Annotated in this window: 17 protein-coding genes; 7 read left to right on the forward strand and 10 right to left on the reverse strand. The window is 67.8% G+C overall.

Features of this window, described 5'->3' with window-relative positions; all coding sequences use genetic code 11:
* Positions 1-43 precede the first annotated feature (43 nt).
* The 3 genes from EV283_RS12715 (at position 44) to EV283_RS12725 (ending at position 5518) form a co-directional block, all read left to right on the forward strand.
* Positions 44-2602 (forward strand): TonB-dependent receptor, encoded by a 2559-nt coding sequence (locus EV283_RS12715; protein ID WP_130325846.1) that lies wholly within the window; start codon positions 44-46, stop codon positions 2600-2602.
* A gap of 58 nt (positions 2603-2660) precedes the next feature.
* A complete protein-coding gene (locus EV283_RS12720) occupies positions 2661-4046 on the forward strand; it encodes a M20/M25/M40 family metallo-hydrolase (RefSeq protein WP_130325848.1) in 1386 nt (461 codons plus the stop codon).
* A 188-nt stretch (positions 4047-4234) separates the two neighbouring features.
* On the forward strand, positions 4235-5518 hold the full coding sequence (locus tag EV283_RS12725) for a DEAD/DEAH box helicase (protein WP_130326156.1): 1284 nt from the start codon (positions 4235-4237) through the stop codon (positions 5516-5518).
* A 20-nt stretch (positions 5519-5538) separates the two neighbouring features.
* Here the strand turns inward: EV283_RS12725 and EV283_RS12730 are convergent, their stop codons facing one another.
* From EV283_RS12730 to mdcA, 7 genes are read right to left on the reverse strand one after another with little or no spacing between them, the layout of a single operon-like run.
* Complete coding sequence (locus EV283_RS12730) at positions 5539-6450, reverse strand: acyltransferase domain-containing protein (RefSeq protein WP_130325850.1); 912 nt, start codon at positions 6448-6450, stop codon at positions 5539-5541.
* The gene (gene mdcB / locus EV283_RS12735; RefSeq protein ID WP_130325852.1) at positions 6447-7283 is read right to left on the reverse strand and encodes a triphosphoribosyl-dephospho-CoA synthase MdcB; all 837 of its coding nucleotides are present in this window, start codon (positions 7281-7283) and stop codon (positions 6447-6449) included. The genes EV283_RS12730 and mdcB overlap by 4 nt, the downstream gene beginning before the upstream one ends.
* Complete coding sequence (gene mdcG, locus EV283_RS12740; RefSeq protein WP_130325854.1) at positions 7280-7909, reverse strand: malonate decarboxylase holo-[acyl-carrier-protein] synthase; 630 nt, start codon at positions 7907-7909, stop codon at positions 7280-7282. Before mdcG ends, mdcB begins: the two co-directional genes overlap by 4 nt.
* Entirely contained in the window at positions 7909-8622 is a 714-nt protein-coding gene (gene mdcE, locus EV283_RS12745; RefSeq protein WP_130325856.1) for a biotin-independent malonate decarboxylase subunit gamma, read from the reverse strand. Before mdcE ends, mdcG begins: the two co-directional genes overlap by 1 nt.
* Positions 8609-9511: a biotin-independent malonate decarboxylase subunit beta gene (locus EV283_RS12750; RefSeq protein WP_130325858.1), complete on the reverse strand. Its 903-nt coding sequence runs from the start codon at positions 9509-9511 to the stop codon at positions 8609-8611. Before EV283_RS12750 ends, mdcE begins: the two co-directional genes overlap by 14 nt.
* On the reverse strand, positions 9508-9825 hold the full coding sequence (gene mdcC / locus EV283_RS12755) for a malonate decarboxylase acyl carrier protein (RefSeq protein WP_130325860.1): 318 nt from the start codon (positions 9823-9825) through the stop codon (positions 9508-9510). The genes EV283_RS12750 and mdcC overlap by 4 nt, the downstream gene beginning before the upstream one ends.
* A 10-nt stretch (positions 9826-9835) precedes the next feature.
* Positions 9836-11482, reverse strand: a complete 1647-nt coding sequence (mdcA, locus tag EV283_RS12760) for a malonate decarboxylase subunit alpha (RefSeq protein ID WP_130325862.1) — start codon at positions 11480-11482, stop codon at positions 9836-9838.
* Positions 11483-11647: 165 nt separating this feature from the next.
* Here mdcA and madL point away from each other — a divergent pair, with 165 nt between their 5' ends.
* From madL to EV283_RS12775, 3 genes are read left to right on the forward strand one after another with little or no spacing between them, the layout of a single operon-like run.
* The gene (gene madL, locus EV283_RS12765; protein ID WP_107959044.1) at positions 11648-12085 is read left to right on the forward strand and encodes a malonate transporter subunit MadL; all 438 of its coding nucleotides are present in this window, start codon (positions 11648-11650) and stop codon (positions 12083-12085) included.
* Positions 12086-12095: 10 nt separating this feature from the next.
* Entirely contained in the window at positions 12096-12860 is a 765-nt protein-coding gene (gene madM / locus EV283_RS12770) for a malonate transporter subunit MadM (RefSeq protein WP_130325864.1), read from the forward strand.
* A 6-nt stretch (positions 12861-12866) separates the two neighbouring features.
* The gene (locus EV283_RS12775) at positions 12867-13565 is read left to right on the forward strand and encodes a GntR family transcriptional regulator (RefSeq protein WP_130325866.1); all 699 of its coding nucleotides are present in this window, start codon (positions 12867-12869) and stop codon (positions 13563-13565) included.
* Positions 13566-13572: 7 nt separating this feature from the next.
* On the opposite strand, the gene EV283_RS12780 is transcribed toward EV283_RS12775, so the two are convergent.
* The 3 genes from EV283_RS12780 to EV283_RS12790 form a co-directional block, all read right to left on the reverse strand.
* Entirely contained in the window at positions 13573-14133 is a 561-nt protein-coding gene (locus tag EV283_RS12780; protein WP_130325868.1) for a YkgJ family cysteine cluster protein, read from the reverse strand.
* A gap of 72 nt (positions 14134-14205) precedes the next feature.
* A complete protein-coding gene (locus EV283_RS12785; RefSeq protein WP_130325870.1) occupies positions 14206-15276 on the reverse strand; it encodes an LLM class flavin-dependent oxidoreductase in 1071 nt (356 codons plus the stop codon).
* 28 nt (positions 15277-15304) lie between these two features.
* Positions 15305-16135, reverse strand: coding sequence for an aldo/keto reductase (locus tag EV283_RS12790; RefSeq protein ID WP_130325872.1), 831 nt, complete (start codon positions 16133-16135; stop codon positions 15305-15307).
* Between the two features lie 69 nt (positions 16136-16204).
* On the opposite strand from EV283_RS12790, the gene EV283_RS12795 reads away from it, so the two are divergent.
* Positions 16205-17329: a Gfo/Idh/MocA family oxidoreductase gene (locus tag EV283_RS12795; protein ID WP_130325874.1), complete on the forward strand. Its 1125-nt coding sequence runs from the start codon at positions 16205-16207 to the stop codon at positions 17327-17329.
* Positions 17330-17352 lie beyond the last annotated feature (23 nt).

The raw sequence follows: 17352 nt of genomic DNA on the forward strand, positions 1-17352 counted from the left end.
GCAACACACTCTGCCGACATAAATCGTCGTGGGGGCGACGGGCATGCATATTTTCGATCGTCGCGTTTGGGTCGCGTCGCTCCTGGCGTCGGCCGCGTTTGCGGCGCCCGCATTCGCCCAGACGGCGTCGACCGACACCGCCGCGGCCGAAACGGCCGCGCAGACTGAGACGGGGCCGACGGCCGGGGAATATGAGGGCGACATCGTCGTCACCGCGCAGAAGCGCGACCAGAATATCCAGGCGGTCCCGATCAGCATCCAGGCGATCGGCACCAAGCGGCTCGACGACCTGAACATCTCGAACTTCAACCAATATACGCAGCTGCTGCCGTCGGTATCGTTCCAGACTACGCAGCCCGGATCGACCGTCGTCTATATGCGCGGCGTCGCGTCGGGCGGCGACGGCAACCATTCGGGGCCGCTGCCCTCGGTCGGTACGTATCTCGACGAACAGCCGGTGACGACGATCGGCGGCACGCTCGACGTCCATATCTACGACATTGCGCGGATCGAGAGCCTCGCCGGGCCGCAGGGCACGCTGTACGGCGCCTCGTCCGAAGCCGGCACGATCCGCATCATCACCAACAAGCCCGACACGAGCGACTTTTACGGGCGCGTCGACGGCGAGGTGAACAGCGTCAAATCGGGCGGCGTCGGCAGCAAGATCGAAGGCATGCTCAACATGCCGCTGTCGCAGTCCGCCGCACTGCGCGTTGTTGGCTTCTATCAGCGCGACGCCGGCTATATCGACAATGTCGCGGGCTGCCGCAGCTACCTGCCCGAGCCGACCGCGACCTCGTGCACCTCGGCAAATGGCGGCGTGGTCGTCGACAATGCCGCGTTCGTGAAGAAGAACTATAACGACACCGAGACCTATGGCGGCCGCGCCGCGCTGAAGGTCGATCTCGACAGCAACTGGACCGTGACGCCCACCGTGCTGTACCAGGAACAGCGCAACCACGGCACCTATGGCTATGACCCCAAGGTCGGCGACCTCCAGCTCCAGCATTTCTTCCCCGAATTCCGCCGCGATCGGTTCATCCAGGGCGCGCTGACGATCGAGGGCAAGCTGGGCAACTGGGACGTGACCTATGCCGGCGCGTATCTCGACCGGAAGACATACACGTCGAGCGACTATACCGATTACGCCGAAGCCTATGACTCCGCCTATTCCTCGGTCGGCGGACTGGCCGGCTATTTCTATTACCAGGACAATGCCGGGCGGACGATCGATCCGCGCCAGAAGATCATCGGCACCGATCATTTCAAGAAGACCAGCCAGGAACTGCGCGTCGCATCGCCCGTCGAGGACCGGTTCCGGATCGTCGCCGGCGCCTTCTACCAGCGCCAGACGAACGCGATTTTCCAGGATTACCAGATCGCCAATCTCGGCACCGCGGTATCGGTCAACGGCTCGCCCGGCGCCTTGTGGCTGACCAAGCAGAAGCGAGTCGACAAGGATTACGCGATGTTCGGCGAGGCGAGCTTCGACATCCTGCCGAACCTGACCGCGACCGCGGGCGGCCGCGCCTATATCTACGACAATTTGCTGATCGGCTTCTACGGGTTCGGGCGCAATCCCGCGGTCGATCCCGACGACGGCCGGCCCTATAGCGCGACACCGTTCAACGCCGCGGGCAGCAGCCAGACCGGAGTCGCGGGCTGCTATCTGGCGAATGGCCAGACCTTGCGCGAGGCGTATCTGAGCGGCGGCGATACCTCCACGCTGCTGCCTGCGGCGGTATCTGGATCGCCCTGCACCAACCTGGCGACATACACGACCACCGGGCTGCGCCCGAAGAAGACGGAGGGGCAAGGCGCCACCTACCGGTTCAACCTGACGTACAAGCCGACCGACAAGGTCATGGCCTATGCCACCTTTTCGCGCGGGTTCCGGCCGGGCGGGATCAACCGTCGCGGCGACGTCGCACCGTACGACGCGGACTTCCTGACCAATTACGAGCTGGGGTTGAAGACCACATTGTTCGACCGGCTGCGGCTCAACGCGTCGATCTATCAACAGGCGTGGGACAAGTTCCAGTTCTCGTTCCTCGGGCTGAACAGCTTCACGATCATCCAGAACGGGCCGAACGCGCGGATCAGGGGGATCGAGGCGGATGCCAACTACGCGACGGGCGGCCTCTCGCTCACCGCGGCGGGTGCCTATACCGATGCCAAGACCCGCAACGACCTGTGCGCGACGCAGGTCTGTAGCGGCGACGGCACCGACGTGCTCGCGCCCAAGGGAACGCGCCTGCCGATCACCCCGCGGTTCAAGGCAAGCGGCACCGCGCGCTACAGCATGCCGGTCGGGACGGCGAAAGCCTATATCCAGGGGCTGGTCGCGCATCAAAGTTCGGCAGCGGCGGATATTCGGCTGGAACAGGCGGCGAGTTTCGGCCGGCTCAAGGCGTATACGACCGCCAACGCCTCGGTCGGCGCCGAGCTGTCGAACTTCACGTTCGAGCTGTTCGTCCAGAACCTCTGGGACGAACGCGCGCAATTGTCGCGCTTCCAGCAATGCGGCACCTGTTCGCAGCGCACCTATATCGTCACGAGCACGCCGCGCACGATCGGCCTGCGCGCAGGCGCGAAATTCTAGACCGGAATGACCCGCCGATCCTCCCCCGCCAGGGGAGGATCGGAAACTCCAAAGAAAGATGAAGATGACGTCCAAGCTCAAGCTGTTTCTCGCCTGCACTGCCGCGATGACCGCCCTCCCCGCCCAGGCGCAGACCGCCGCCGACGTCGGCCTCGCCATCGCCAAGAAGATGATCGCCTTCCGCAGCGTCCGCGGCCCCGGCAACCAGACTCCGCAGCTCGCCGCCTATCTGAAGTCGGTGCTGGTCGGCGGCGGTTTTGCGGCAAGCGACGTGACGGTCACCCCGGTCGACGACACCGCCTATCTGATCGCGACGTGGCGCGGCAGCGATCCGGCGCTGAAACCGATCGTCTTCTCCGGCCATATCGACGTGGTCGAGGCGAAACCCGCCGACTGGCAGCGCGATCCGTTCACCCCCGTGGTCGAAAACGGCTATCTCTACGGCCGCGGCGCGACCGACATGAAGCTCGACGCCGCGCTCGCGATCGCGACCCTGCTCGACATGAAGAAGGCGGGCTACACGCCGAAGCGCGGGATCGTCCTGGCGCTATCGGGTGACGAGGAAACGGTGATGAAGACCTCGTCGCTGATCGCCGAGACGCTCAAGAACGCCGAGATGGCGCTCAACATCGACGGTGGTGGCGGGCTGTACGCGGAAGACGGCAAGGCCGAATATTTCACGATCGGCGCGGCCGAGAAGACCTATGCCGATTTCCAGATGGCGGTGACGAACCCCGGCGGCCATTCGTCCGCGCCGCGCAAGGTCAACGCGATCAACGAACTGTCCGCGGCGCTCGTCCGGATCGGCAATTACCGGTTCACGCCGCAGCTGTCGCCGATCACCAAGGGCTATTTCGAGGGGGTCGCCCCGCGCCAGACGCCCGCGATCGGCGCGGCGATGCGCGCCTTCGCGGCGAACCCGAAGGATCAGGCGGCGATCGAGACGCTTGCCGCCAATCCCGGCTATGTCGGCCAGATCGGCACCACCTGCGTCACGACGATGATCAGCGGCGGGCATGCGCTGAACGCACTGCCGCAGCGCGCGACCGCCAACATCAACTGCCGGATCTTTCCGGGCGTGAAACCGGCGACCGTGATGGCCGAACTGGCCAAGGTCGCCGCGGACCCCGGCGTGACGTTCAGCGACGTCACCGAAGGCTCGAACCCGACCGACGCCTCGCCGCTGCGCGCCGACCTGACGGGGGCGGTCAAGACGGCGATGGGCGCGATCCGGCCCGGCGTACCGGTGTTCCCGAGCATGTCCGCAGGCGCGAGCGATTCGATGTGGTACCGATCGGTCGGCGTGCCGAGCTACGGCGTCAGCCCGACCTTCATCAAGCAGTCGGACGATTTCAGCCACGGCCTCAATGAGCGCACGCCGATCGACAACATCCCGCTCGCGATCACCTATTATCGCTCGCTGATGACCAGCCTGACGAAGTAGCGCACACGCGCCCCCGGCCGCGCGCGTATCTCGCGATACGGCGCGGCCGGAGGAAATGCCGGGCATAATGGCCCCTGTCCCGGCTTTTAGATTGACGCAGTGCAGCATCGCACCTAGCAGCCCGCGCTCTCCCTACGCTAAGCCCGATCAGGCGCAGCTTTGCTCAGCGCTGGAGGCGCCGCGTGACCATGACCATGACCTTTGCCGATCTCTCCCTCGCGCCGACTTTGCTGCAGGCGCTCGCAGAGGAGGGCTATGCCCGCCCGACCCCGATCCAGGCGCAGTCGATCCCGATGCTGCTGGAGGGTCGCGATGTGCTCGGCATGGCGCAGACGGGCACGGGCAAGACCGCCGCGTTCGCGCTGCCGCTGCTGCACCGGCTCGCCGCCAACCCGCGCCCCGCACCCCGGAACGGCGCCCGCATCCTGGTCCTCGCGCCGACGCGCGAACTGGTGTCGCAGATCGCGGCCGGGTTCGAGAGCTTCGGCCGCCATATCAAGCCGCGCGTGATGACGATCTTCGGCGGCGTCAGTCAGTTCCACCAGGTCAAGGCGCTCGAGACCGGCGTCGACATCATCGTCGCCGCGCCGGGCCGCCTGCTCGACCTGGTCGACCAGGGCCTTTGCGACCTGTCCGCGCTCGAGGCGCTGGTGCTCGACGAGGCCGACCAGATGCTCGACATGGGCTTTGCGAAGCCGATCGAGCGGCTCGTCGCGACGCTGCCGGTCGACCGGCACACGGTGCTGTTCTCGGCGACGATGCCGAAATCGATCGCCGCGCTTGCCGACAGCCTGTTGCGCGATCCGGTCAAGGTCGAGATCGCGCCGCCGTCGACCACGGTCGACCGTATCGACCAGTCGGTGATGTTCCTCGACGCCGCCGACAAGAAAGCAGCGCTGCTCGCGTTGCTCAAGACGCCCGACATGGGCCAGGCCGTCGTCTTCACGCTGCAGAAGAACATAGCGAACGACGTATGCGCCTTCATCGGCGAAGCCGGCATCACCGCCGAGGCGCTGCACGGCAACAAGTCGCAGGGCCAGCGCGAGCGCGCGCTCGACGCGTTCCGTGCGGGGACCGTACAGGTGCTCGTCGCGACCGATATCGCCGCGCGCGGGATCGACGTCGATACCGTCACGCACGTGTTCAATCACGATCTGCCGAGCCTGCCGGAAAGCTATGTCCATCGGATCGGCCGCACCGGCCGGGCGGGGCGCAGCGGCTTTGCGATCACGCTGTGCGATGCCGAGCAGCGCGCCTGGCTGCATGACGTCGAGCGCGAGATCGGCCGGACGCTGACTGTGCAGGACGATCATGAATGGCATTGCGAAGTGGCGCGCCACTCGACTAAGCGCGCGCCGGTGCTGGGTGGCGGACCGGTCAAGCTGGTCAAGCCGGCCAAGCCCCCGCGCGAGCGCAAGGTCTGGACCGAGGAAGAGAAGCTCGCCGCGCGGATGGCTGCGAAGGCCGCCTAAGCCGAACGCGGCGGTGTGGCCTAGCGCGACATCCAGTCGCTGATCCCCGCCACGCTGCGGAAATCGTCGACCGCGCGGACGTCGAGCGCGGGGTCGACCGCGCGCACCATGTCGGCCAGCGCGGTGCCGGGGCCGAGTTCCAGGATACGGTCGACACCGCGTTCAAGCAGCCCCTCGAGCGTGGCCGCCCAGTCGATCGTCGTGTCGATCTGGTTCGCCAGCCCGGACAGGTCGCGCGCACCGCTGACGATCGAGGCGGTCGCTGCGCCGATCAGCGTGCGGCCGCGCGCGGGCCTGCCGGGTGCCGATGCCTCCAACGCGGCGCGAAACGGCGCGACCGCGTTCGACAGGCGCGGCGTGTGCGAGGCGATATGGACCGCGATCGGCCGCGCCGATGCAGCGCCCTCCCCCAGCGCCGAGGTGCAGCAGCGCTCGACATCGTCGCGCCTCCCGCCGATCACGAAGAGCAGCGCCGGATTGACGATCGCGATGTGGCAATCGAACCGGGCGACTAGCGCCTCGACGCGGTCTTGCGGCAGCCCGCGGACGAAGCCCAGACCGTCGTCGGGGCCGCTTGCCGAGTCCATCGCCTCGGCGCGGCGCGCGGTCAGGTCGAGCGTGCGCTCGGGCGACCAGATCCCGGCGACACCCCATGCCGCCATCTCGCCGACGCTGTAGCCGGCGACGGTGAAGGGCGATGTCGGCGCGAGGCAGGCGGCGGCGGCAAGACCGCGCGCGACGCCGAGGATCTGGCTCGTTCGGTTGGCGAGCAGCGTCGCATCGTCGGCGGTTTGCAGGAGCGCTTGGATGTCCTGCCCCAGCAGCGCACTCGCATGTGTCAGGATCGACTGCGCGCGCGGATCGTCGGCGAACAGGTCGAACATCGCGCGATCCTGCCGCCCCTGCCCCGAGCACAGCAGCGCGAGCGTCATGGCGTGGCGCTCTCGACGAACAGCGCCATGGCGAGCAGGTCGGCGCAGCCGCCGGGGCTCAGCCGCCGCTCGGTGAAGGCCCGGTGCATTGCGACGGCGCGCGTGTGCCAGTCGGCGGCGCCCACGCTTCCGGCATAGAGGAACGCGCGCGCCTCGGATTGCGCGAACGCCAGCCCGTGCGCGCCGCCGCGATAGAGAAGGTTGGTATCCTCCACCTCGGCGATCAGCGTCATCAGCGCGTGAACGCGGTGCGGCTCTTCGTCGGCCGTCAGGTCACGCGCCTCGGCGAGCGCGGGCAAGGCGATGGCGTACAGCGCGGGGAACCCCGCTGCGGCCTCGGCACGCGCGCCGCCCGCGGCATGCTGGCGTGCGACCATCGTCCCGTGGCTATGCAGCGGGATCGGCCCGCGAACGATCTCCGCGCCCCAGCGCTGCGCGACGATCGCGCCGAGCGTGCCCGGTGCGCCATAGGATAGGCGAAACCCGGCGGCGGCGCAGAGCAACCCCATCCCGAAGATCGCGCCCCGGTGCGTGTTCACGCCGCCGGTCGTCGCCATCATCGCGCGCTCCGCATCGATCCCGATCGCGCGGAGGACGTCCATTCCCGCCCCCGCCGCGCCAGCCTCAGCCAGCCGCGCGAAGAAGGGGGCGAGCGCGTCGGCGCTGCGATCCAACATCGCCGCGTCCATGTCGTCATGCGCGCCGGTATCGACAGGACTGACGAGGCCGGGCTTGGGATAGGTCGCGATCTCTTGTCTGAGGCAGTCGGTCGCGCGGCAGCCGATTTCGGCACCGTCGATCGCCGCGGCCGCCGAGCGTGCGAGCGCAGTCATGCGAACATCTCGGCGCGGCCGATCATGCAGTTGCCATCTGCCGCCTTCGCGAGCAGTTCGACGGTGTCCGACGCATATTCGCGCCACTGGACCGCGAGCCCCGTCGGCGTGACGATCTCGCCATCAAGCCGCATCGGCGCATCCGCATCGATCCGCGTCAGCGCCGCCACCAGCCGCGCGGTGTCACCGGCGTGCGCGACCTGCCAGACGAGATCCAGATCGGAGGTCGCCGACAGGTACGGCAGGCTAGTCAGGTGCGCCCATGCCAGGCTGCCGAAACACCGCGTGTCGGGATCGAGTGCGACCAGCGCGACGATCGTCTGTTGCCACGCCGCCGGTGCCGCTTGCGCCGCCTCCCCCAGCAAAGGCGGCGGTGCGTCGGACAGGATCGCATCGGGCGGAACCGCCAGCGCGAGCCGCTGCTTGCCGAGCGACGGCGGCAGCGGCAGGCCGAGCGGGACCAGCCCGGCCCCGTCGTCGCACAGCGGACGCCGCGCGATCAGCGGATACCCAGCGGCGACCCAGTCGACCACCGCAGGGATCGCCCGAAGCGCAGGATAGCCGTCCAGTATCTCGGTCCAACGCGCCGGATCGAGATAGACCAGCCGGTGCCGATCGAACCGCATTACCCTTGCGCCGCGGTCGCAACCGCCCCGGCGATCCGTGCCGCTGCGGGCCGGCCGCCGCGTTCCGCTCCCAGCGCCGCACGATCGTCGCCCGCGCGTGGGGAGGCCAAGACGGCCTGCAACTGGTCGGCGAGGCTCGTGTCGGCATCCCAGACCGTCGCGATACCGCCGACGCTGACGAGATTGTCGAGGCCGGGCGCGAAGACGGGCGTGGTCTTCGCCTTCGCCTTGAGCACGTCGATCGGCAGCTTGGTCACACGCGCCATCGAGGCGAGGTCCATCACTTCGGGATGCGCGCCGGGCAGCGCGACCAGCGTCCCGCAGGCGAGCGCGGTCGCGATGAACGCGCCCGCGGCGCTGCCGCCATAGAGCAGCCCGATCGTGCGATGGCCTCGGGCCTCCGCCAGCAGCAGCGACTTGGCGAGGTGCGCGAGATATTCGCTCAGGCCGAGCAGTTCGTCCCGCCGGCTCATCCGCTGGCTGGCGCTGTCGACGAGGAACAGGATCGGTGCACCGTCATCGGTCGCCGCGATCGCCAGCACCGCGGCGGACAGCCGGATCGCCTGGTCGATCCCTAGCGGCGCGCGCCCGGTCGCGCCGACGACATGAACGATGCCGTCGCCGAACCTTGCGCGGCCGAACAGCAGGTCGCCATCGGTCGTGACGTCATGCCCTGCGGGGAAGAGCGAATCGAGGATCTCAGCGGGCGTCATCGGCGCTCTCCCGGTATTGCGCGGCTAGGGTAGCGAAGGCGTTAGCGGGCATGTCGGGGATCGCCTTGGGATCGTCGATGCCGAGTGCGTGCCAGATGTCCGTCGCATCGCTCATGTCGCCGAACCGCGCGATCCGGCGTTCCAGCCGCGCCTGTTCCGCCGCCAGCGTCGCTGCGTCGAGCTTCGCCGGACGCGAGAGCGCCGCCGTCGCCGCAGCGCGGAACGCCGCCGCGTCGTCGTCGACGAACACGTCCGCGCCGCCGATGAGCGTGCGGTGCTTGCCGCCCATCGTCCGCCATACCAGCGCGCGGTCGCGCGAGTCGAATTCCTCGACGCCCTTGTTGGTCTCGATCACCTCAGGGCCAGTCACGCTGATGCGGCCCTGTTCGGACACGATCAATGTCGAGCAGCAGCCCGCGATCAGCCCGCCGCCGCCGTAGCAGCCCGCGCGCCCGCCGATCAGCCCGACGACGCGGACGCCGTCCAGCCGCGCCTCGACGATGGCGCGCATGATCTCGGCGATCGCGATCTCGCCCGCGTTGGCCTCCTGCAAACGCACGCCGCCGGTGTCGAACGCGATGACCACGTCGCGTGCCAGCGCCTTGGCCGCACGGAGAAGCCCCGTGAGCTTGGCGCCGTGCACCTCGCCGAACGCGCCGCCCATGAAGCGGCCCTCCTGCGCGGCTACGAGGACCGGCGTGCCGTCGATCGAACCGCTGCCGACGACGATCCCGTCGTCGAACTGCGCGGGTAGGTCGAAGATGCTCAGATGCGGGCTCGTCTCGCGTTGCTCAGGCCCGACAAATTCGGCAAAACTCCCGGTATCGACCAGCGCCGCGATCCGCTCGCGTGCGCCGGCCTCGTACCAGCTCTGGCGCATGTTGCTCATGCCTCGGGCTCCTCGATCATGCGGACGCCTTGGGCGAGGCGCAGCGACACGGTGTCCGGCCGCGCCCCGCCGTCGTTGATCGCGATCCGCAAGCCCCCTGCCGCGCGCCGGCCGACGAAATCAGCGACCACCGCGTCCCACAGATCGCGAAAGCCGTGTGCGGCGGTGCTGATCTCGATCGCGCATCGATCGGCCGCGTCGCCGCGCTCGACCAGCACCTCAAGATTGCCCGACGCGACCACGCCGACCAGCGCCATCGCGCGCGTCCCGCCCGCCGGTATCGGCGCCGCGATATCGAAATGGAGAATTTCCATGCGTCGTCTCCTACCAGTTCCGGAACCGGCTCGGCGGCCGGTAGAGCCCGCCAGACGCGAGCATGAGGTCCTTGATCGAACGCGCGGCGAGCATGTTCCGGTTCGCGTCGAGCGGATCGATGCCGAGATCCTCGGGCCGCTGGATGATCTTCCGTTCGCGCAATCGCTCAACCATCGCCTTGTCACGCCCGCGGCCGATCTCGGTAAAGCCCGCGACGCCGCGGATCGCCTGTTCGCGCTCGTCCGCATTGCGGCACAGCAGCAGGTTGGCGATGCCCTCCTCGGTCACGATGTGCGTCGTATCGTCGGCGTAGACCATGATCGGCGCGAGATCGAGATCGAGCTTTTCCGCCAGTTCGAGCGCCCCTAGTTTCTCCACGAACAGCGGCGCATTGCCCTCGCCGAACGTCTCGCCGATCTGGACCACGAGTTTCCGCCCGCGGCGCAGCGGCGCCGCGGTTTCGGGATCCGCCTCCGCGCCGGCCTGCAACCAGGGTTCGCTCGGATGACGCCGGCCCCGCGCGTCCGAGCCCATGTTGGGTGCCCCGCCAAAGCCGGCGATCCGGTTCGCGGTGATCGTCGAGCTATGCCCGGCAAGATCGATCTGCAGCGTCGAGCCAATGAACATGTCGCACGCGTACAGCCCCGCGGTCTGGCTGAACGCACGGTTCGAGCGCAGCGAGCCGTCGGTCCCGGTGAAGAAGATGTCGGGCCGCGCGGCCAGATAATCCTCCATGCCGACTTCGGAGCCGAAGCAGTGCACCTGCTCGACCCATCCCGCCTCGATCGCGGGGATCAGCGTCGGGTGCGGGTTGAGCGCCCAGTGCGTGCAGATCTTGCCCTTCAGCCCGAGCTTCTCGCCATAGGTCGGCAGCAACAGTTCGATCGCCGCGGTGTTGAAGCCGATGCCGTGGTTGAGCCGACGCACGCCGTAGGGCTGGTACAGTCCCTTGATCGCCATCATCGCGGTCAGAATCTGCGTCTCGGTCATCGCCGCGGGATCGCGCGTGAACAGCGGCTCGACATAAAAGGGCTTGCCCGCGTCGAGCACGAAATGAACTTGGTCGCCCGGGATATCGACGCGCGGCAGCGTATCCACGATCTCACCGACCTGCGCGATCACCAGCCCGCTGCCGAAGCTCGTCGCCTCGACCACGGTCGGCGTGTCCTCGGTATTGGGGCCAGTGTAGAGGTTACCGTGGCGATCCGCGCTGACCGCGGCGATCAGCGCGACCTGCGGCGTCAGATCGACGAAATAGCGCGCGAAGAGCTCGAGATAGGTGTGGATCGCGCCAAGCTCGATCTTGCCGCCGAACAGCATCTTCGCAATCCGCGCCGATTGCGGGCCGGAATAGGAGAAATCGAGCCGCTTCGCGATCCCGCTGTCGAATATGTCGAGATGCTCAGGCAGCACGACGCCCGATTGCACCATGTGCAGATCGTGGATCCGCGCCGGGTCCATCGCGGCCAGCCCCTTGGCCAGCACGTCCGCCTGTTTCTGGTTGTCGCCCTCAAGACAGACCCGGTCACGGGGTCTGAGCACCGCTTCGAGAAAGTCGACGAGCGTTTCGGGATCGACCAGCTTGCCGGTGGCAAAGCCCCGACCGGCCGCGATCCGCTCCTCGCGCATCTGCTTGCGCGTATTCCATTGCCGCACCGCATCGCCTCCTGACGCTTATTCTGCGTCTCTTGTATTCCCTATTGCTCAAAACGCAACCCTGTGCATACTTGAAGCTGTATAAGACGATAGATCGAATACAGTGAGAGGATATGCCATGAGCGAGTCCCTACGAGTTGCCACCACCGATGCGGGACGCGGCGCATGATCGCCGGAGTCGCATTGCTCGCGATCTGTACGCTGATAGGGCAATTGCTCGGCGAAGGCCTGGGCGTGCTGCTCGGCGTGAAGGCCAATGTCGGCGGGGTCGGCATCGCGATGATCCTGCTGATCGCCGCGCGGATGTGGCTGAAGACCCGCGGCCGCTACAATGAAGGCGTATCGCGCGGGATCGGCTTCTGGGGCGCGCTGTATATCCCGATCGTCGTCGCGATGGCGGCGCAGCAGGACGTCGTTGCCGCGGTCGAGGGCGGCCCGATCGTCCTGATCGCGGGCGTCGGCGCGCTGCTGCTGTGCTTCAGCGCGGTGGCACTCATCAGCCGGCTGTCGGGCACGCCCGAGACGATGGACGAGATCGAGGCCCGCGAAGCCCGCGAGGCGCTCGACGCAGCCCGCGCCCCCTCCCCCGTAACGACCCACTGAGGCGATTGTCATGGAAATGATCACCAAGGTCCTGACCGCTAATGCGCTGCTCACCGCGTTCGCGGTCGTCGGCATCGTCATGTGGCTGTCGAACATCCTCTCCGCCAAGCTGACCATGGGCCGGGTCCATGGCTCGGCGATCGCGATCCTGATCGGCCTCGCGCTCGCCTTCTGGGGCGGGATCGCGACCGGCGGGCACAAGGGGCTCGCCGACCTGCCGATGCTCGCGGGGATCGGGCTGATGGGCGGCGCGATGCTGCGCGACTTCGCGATCGTCGCGACCGCGTGCGAGGTCGATGTCGAACAGGCCAAGAAGGCGGGGCTGATCGGCGTCGTCGCGCTGCTGCTCGGCACCGTCCTGCCGTTCATCGTCGGCGCGCTGGTCGCGGCGTCGTTCGGCTATACCGATGCGGTGTCGATGACGACGATCGGCGCGGGCGCGGTCACCTATATTGTCGGGCCAGTCACGGGCGCGGCGATCGGTGCGAGCTCGCCTGTCATCGCGCTGTCGATCGCGACGGGCGTGTTCAAGGCGGTGATGGTGATGGTCGGGACGCCGTTGGTCGCAGGGCTCATCGGGCTGAACAACCCGCGCAGCGCTATGGTGTTCGGCGGGCTGATGGGCACGGTCAGCGGCGTCTCGGGCGGGCTTGCCGCGACCGATCGTCGCCTCGTCCCCTATGGCGCCTTGACCGCGACCTTCCATACCGGGCTAGGCTGCCTGGTGGCGCCGTCGATCCTGTACCTGATCGTCCGCGCGATCGTGGGGGGCTGAGCGCACGTGGCGGATATCGATACCGAAGATACAGGGCTGCTGTCCGACCGGATCCGCAATGCGCTGACCGATGCGATCTCGTCGGGCGAGCTGGCGCCTGGCACGACGCTCGACGAACAGCAGCTCGCGGACCGCTACGGCGCGTCGCGCACCCCGGTCCGCGAGGCGCTGCGCCAATTGGCGACCAGCGGCATGGTCGAGGTCCGCCCGCGCCGCGGCGTCATCGTCCGCCACGTCACCGCCGAGGAGGTGATGGACATGTTCGAGGCGATGGCGGAGATCGAAGCGGTGTGCGTCCGCCTCGCGACCTACCGCATCACCCCGCTCGAACGCAGCCGTCTGCTCCGCATCCACGAGGCGAGCGAGGCCGCGGTGGTGGCGGGCGACGTCGATGCGTATGATGCGCTCAACCGCGAATTCCACGAGGCGATCTACCGCGCCGCGCACAACGACTTCCTCGCCGAGCAGGCGATTGCGGTGCGGACTCGGCTTAACGCCTTTCGCCGGATGCAGCTTCGCCAGGACCAGCGCCTCGCCAGCTCGCGTGCCGAACATGATGCGGTGATGCGCGCGATCGCCGAGGGGGACGGCGACACCGCCGCGCGCCGGATGCGCGCGCACATGCTCAACGCCGCCAGCGCGCTCGACAGCTATATCGCGCACCAAGACGCGCAGCATATCCAGCCGGCCAAGACGCCGGGCTGAGCGCCCCTCAGGGGTTTGCGCCGAAGATACCGTATCGTTCGCGCCAGGCGCTGACTTCCGCGTGCAGATGCGCGGACGCGCGGTCGCCCGAGATCACGTGGCGCGCAACCTCGTTGTCGGGGTGCATTAGCATCTTCTTCGATCCGTTGCTGAACCACACGGGCACCAGCCCGTCGCACACGCTGTCGAGGATCGTGGCCGCCATGCCATTCTCGATCGCGGTGCTGCCCGCAAGGACGCGGACGTTGATCGAGACCCCCTCGAACACGTTCTGCGGCGCCTTCACGAAGTTGACCGAAACGATCAGACCCGACCGGTCGGGCCGCGCCGCATCGGGCATGCTGGCGACCCTGCGCCAGACGCAGAACCATGTCCGGCAGATGCGCGGGCGGACCGCATGGATACCGCAGCCGCGCCCGGAAAGGTGCACGCATGGCATACCCGCAGGCTTCTTGAACTCGGGGGTGTCTACCGTGAGGACGGTGCAGCAGGCCGTACAGTCGCCACAGTCGCGGTCCGGCAGGACCGGCCCCAGCAGAACGGTTTCGAAGTCGGTCTCGGTTTCCATCCCGGTCGGCGTTGCCTCGACACGCGCCGGAAGACAATAGCCCGGGCGCTCCCGGCACTTAGACCGGGAGTGTCAGACCCGGTCGAACAGCGGCGCGTGCGTCATGCTCGGCAGGACGTGGCGCGCGAACAGGTCGGCTTCCGCGGCGTGCGGGTAGCCCGACAGGATGAACGCCTCGATACCCATCTCCTGGTACATGGCGAGCTTGGCGAGCACCTGGTCGGGATCGCCGACGATCGCCGCGCCGCAGCCCGAGCGCGCGCGCCCGATGCCGGTCCACAGATTGTCCTCGGCATAGCCATCCGCCGACGCGCCTTCGCGCAGAGCCGCTTGTGCCGCAACGCCCACAGAGCGCGAATCCAGCGACTGGGCGCGGATCGCCGCCCCCTGCGCGGCATCGAGCTTCGACAGGAGACGGTCGGCATAAAGCCGCGCCTCGTCCTCGGTCTCGCGGACGATGACGTGCGCGCGGTAGCCGAACCGCAGCGTCCGTCCGTGGCGGGCGGCGCGCGCGGTCATGTCGGCGATGATCTCGGCGACCTTCTCGCGCGTGTCCGGCCACATCAGGTAGACGTCGCATTCCTGCGCTGCCGCCTCGCGCGCGTCCGGCGAGAGTCCGCCGAAATAGAGCAGCGGCGCCTTGCCCGACAGCGTGCCGATCCGCGGCGGATCGAGCTTCAGTTTCCAGAATTCGCCGTCATGATCGAGCGGCTGGCCGTTCAGCAGCGTCTTGAGGATCCGCATCAGCTCGACCGTGCGCGCATAGCGCGGCCCCGAGGCGAGCGTCTCGCCGGGCAGGTCCGACGAGATGATGTTGATGTTGAGCCGCCCGCCGAGCATCCGGTCGATCGTCGCGATCTGGCGCGCCAGCTGCGGCGGCCAGCTCTCGCCGACGCGTACCGCCATCAGCAACGCCAGCCGGCGGAGCATGGGCGCGATCGCCGCGGCGAAGGCGGTCGTGTCGAGTCCCAGCGCATAGCCCGAGGGGAGCAGGATATTGTCATATCCCCCGGTCTCCGCCTGGAGGACGATGTCGCGGCAATGCTCCCAGGTCGAGTGCAGCCGGGGGTCGGGGACGCCGAGAAACTCGTAGTCATCGTCGCACAGCGCCGAAAACCAGCTGACTTCACAGGCTTGCGTCACTTGCCGGTGTCCTCCGTAGCGGTGTTCTTCACGGCAGTCGCTCGCCGCGGCCTGCGACGAGGATGTCGTACCACTCCTGCCGCGTCCACGCGATCGTGAAGGCCTGCGCCAGTTCGGCGATGCGCGCGGGGTTCTGCGTGCCGACGATCGGGATCGCGCGCACCGGATGCGCCATGATCCAGCTATAGGCGACCGCGGCGCGGCTCGCGCCGGTCTGCGCGGCCTTGGCATCGAGCGCTTCGGCGACTGCGCGGCTGCGGTCGTCGGCGGGCACCGCGATCCGACCGCCGCCCAGCGGCGACCAGGCGAGCACCGCCATCTCGCGCTCCATGGCCTGGTCGAACAGTCCGTTTTCGATCGGTTCGAGATGCAGCGGCGAGAATTCGGGCTGGTGACTGACGAGCGGGATGGTGAGGAACGACGCCAGTGCCTGAGCCTGTGCGGGCGTATAATTCGACACCCCGACTGCGCGGACTTTGCCGGCGGTCACCGCGTCCTCGAGCGCGCGCGCTGCCTCCTGCGGATGCGTGAGGATGTCGGGGCGGTGGATCTGGTAGAGATCGACCTGCTCGACCCCGTGCCGGGTCAGCGACGCGTCGAGCGCCTGCGCCAGATAGGCGGGACTCGAATCATACGGCAGCGGTGGCAGGATGCCGCCCTTGGTCGACAGGACCATCCGCGCGCGCAGACCGGGCGACTCCGCGAAGATGCGACCGAGCAGCACTTCCGCATCGCCGAATCCGCCGGTTCCGTCGAACCCGTAGATATCGGCTGTGTCGAACAGCGTGACGCCCGCCTCGAACGCCGCTTCGATGAGGCGTCGGCCATCGGCGACGCCGACTCCGGCGAACCGCCACATGCCCCAGGCTATCGGGCTGACAAGGATTCCGCTCTTGCCGAGGGGAATGGCTTTGGGTGTAGGATCAAGATGCGACATCGCTGTCATTCAATAGGGGCAATACGCTTGGTCGAGCAAGTACGTTATGGGCTGGTCGGTACCGGCATGATGGGGGTCGAGCACCTCCAGAACCTCGCGGTCACCCCCGGCGCGGTGGTCACCGCGATCGCCGATCCGGTGGCCACGTCGCTGGGCTGGGCGCGCGATGCGCTGGGTGCGCGGGGCGCCGGCGTGCAGGAATTCGCCAATGCAGCGGCACTCGCGCGCAGCGGGCTGGTCGATGCGGTGATCGTCGCGAGCCCCAATTATACGCACCGCGACGTGCTGGAGCCGCTGTTCGAGGCGGACATCGCGATCCTGTGCGAGAAGCCGTTGGCGACGACGTTGGAGGATGCCCGCTGGGTCGTCGACCGCGCCGCGCAGATGACCCGCCCGTTCTGGACCGCGATGGAATATCGCTACATGCCGCCCGCCGCGGCATTCATCGAGCAGGTCCATGGCGGCCGGATCGGCGCGCTGCGGATGCTGTCGATCCGCGAGCACCGCTTCCCGTTCCTGCCCAAGGTCGGCGACTGGAACCGCTTCAGCCGCAACACCGGCGGCACGATGGTCGAGAAATGCTGTCATTTCTTCGATCTGATGCGTCTGATCGTCCGGTCTGAGCCGGTCCGCGTCTATTGTTCGGGCGCGATGGACGTGAACCATGTCGACGAACGCTATGACGGCGAGCGCCCCGACATCATCGACAACAGCTATACCACGGTAGAGTTCGCCAACGGCGTCCGCGCGATGCTCGACCTGTCGATGTTCGCGGACGGCGCGGAGAACCAGGAAGAGATCACCGCGGTCGGCGACGCCGCCCGACTCGACGTGCTGATCCCCGAAGGCGCGCTGGTGTTCAGCCCGCGCACCGGGTTCATGAACCCGAAACAAGTTGAGCGATCCGTCATCGAGGTCGACCAGACCGCGCTTGACGCGGGCAGCCATCACGGCTCGACCTTCTACCAGCATCAGCGGTTCATCGCGGCGGTGCGCGGCGAGGGACCGGTCGAGGTCACCGCGCGCGACGGGTTGATGGCGGTGGCGATCGGTACCGCCGCGGAGATCAGCGCGCGCACCAAACGCGTGGTGGAGATGGCCGAATTGGGGTTTTGAATGAAGCCGCGCTTGGCGGTACC

Source organism: Sphingomonas sp. BK036 (assembly GCF_004216825.1).
In the GTDB taxonomy this organism is placed as follows: domain Bacteria; phylum Pseudomonadota; class Alphaproteobacteria; order Sphingomonadales; family Sphingomonadaceae; genus Sphingomonas.

Excerpts from the sequence above, each read along its gene's own strand:
- EV283_RS12715 (WP_130325846.1), top strand. The coding sequence starts at position 44 with ATGCATATTTTCGATCGTCGCGTTTGGGTCGCGTCGCTCCTGGCGTCG.
- EV283_RS12720 (WP_130325848.1), top strand. The coding sequence starts at position 2,661 with ATGAAGATGACGTCCAAGCTCAAGCTGTTTCTCGCCTGCACTGCCGCG.
- EV283_RS12725 (WP_130326156.1), top strand. The coding sequence starts at position 4,235 with ATGACCATGACCTTTGCCGATCTCTCCCTCGCGCCGACTTTGCTGCAG.
- EV283_RS12730 (WP_130325850.1), bottom strand. The coding sequence starts at position 6,450 with ATGACGCTCGCGCTGCTGTGCTCGGGGCAGGGGCGGCAGGATCGCGCG.
- mdcB (WP_130325852.1), bottom strand. The coding sequence starts at position 7,283 with ATGACTGCGCTCGCACGCTCGGCGGCCGCGGCGATCGACGGTGCCGAA.
- mdcG (WP_130325854.1), bottom strand. The coding sequence starts at position 7,909 with ATGCGGTTCGATCGGCACCGGCTGGTCTATCTCGATCCGGCGCGTTGG.
- mdcE (WP_130325856.1), bottom strand. The coding sequence starts at position 8,622 with ATGACGCCCGCTGAGATCCTCGATTCGCTCTTCCCCGCAGGGCATGAC.
- EV283_RS12750 (WP_130325858.1), bottom strand. The coding sequence starts at position 9,511 with ATGAGCAACATGCGCCAGAGCTGGTACGAGGCCGGCGCACGCGAGCGG.
- mdcC (WP_130325860.1), bottom strand. The coding sequence starts at position 9,825 with ATGGAAATTCTCCATTTCGATATCGCGGCGCCGATACCGGCGGGCGGG.
- madL (WP_107959044.1), top strand. The coding sequence starts at position 11,648 with ATGATCGCCGGAGTCGCATTGCTCGCGATCTGTACGCTGATAGGGCAA.
- madM (WP_130325864.1), top strand. The coding sequence starts at position 12,096 with ATGGAAATGATCACCAAGGTCCTGACCGCTAATGCGCTGCTCACCGCG.
- EV283_RS12780 (WP_130325868.1), bottom strand. The coding sequence starts at position 14,133 with ATGGAAACCGAGACCGACTTCGAAACCGTTCTGCTGGGGCCGGTCCTG.
- EV283_RS12790 (WP_130325872.1), bottom strand. The coding sequence starts at position 16,135 with ATGTGGCGGTTCGCCGGAGTCGGCGTCGCCGATGGCCGACGCCTCATC.
- EV283_RS12795 (WP_130325874.1), top strand. The coding sequence starts at position 16,205 with ATGCGACATCGCTGTCATTCAATAGGGGCAATACGCTTGGTCGAGCAA.